This is a genomic window from Psychrobacter sp. TB20-MNA-CIBAN-0197, from assembly GCF_040309765.1.
In the GTDB taxonomy this organism is placed as follows: Bacteria; Pseudomonadota; Gammaproteobacteria; order Pseudomonadales; family Moraxellaceae; genus Psychrobacter; species Psychrobacter submarinus.
Genome location: NZ_JBEOPC010001474.1, coordinates 1 through 232, shown reverse-complemented (window position 1 = coordinate 232; position 232 = coordinate 1). Strand labels below are relative to the sequence as shown.

Annotated in this window: 1 protein-coding gene; it reads right to left on the bottom strand. The window is 57.8% G+C overall.

Annotated elements, in window-relative coordinates:
• Window positions 1-232: hypothetical protein (locus tag AAEY83_RS18865; protein WP_351061773.1), on the bottom strand; the 232-nt coding region annotated here is incomplete at both ends.

The window sequence follows — 232 nt, the reverse complement described above, 5'->3', positions numbered from 1 at the left end:
GCGTTGATGCGCTTCTCGAGCTCCTCGAGATCCGCGCCTTCTTCGCCTTCGCCCAGTTCCTTCTGGATCGCCTTGACCTGTTCGTTCAGGTAGTACTCGCGCTGGCTGCGCTCCATTTGCTTTTTGACGCGACCGCGAATGCGTTTTTCAACCTGCAGCAGGTCGATTTCGGCATCCAGCAGTGCCAGCACGTGCTCGACACGGGCCGACAGATCGATGATCTCGAGGATTT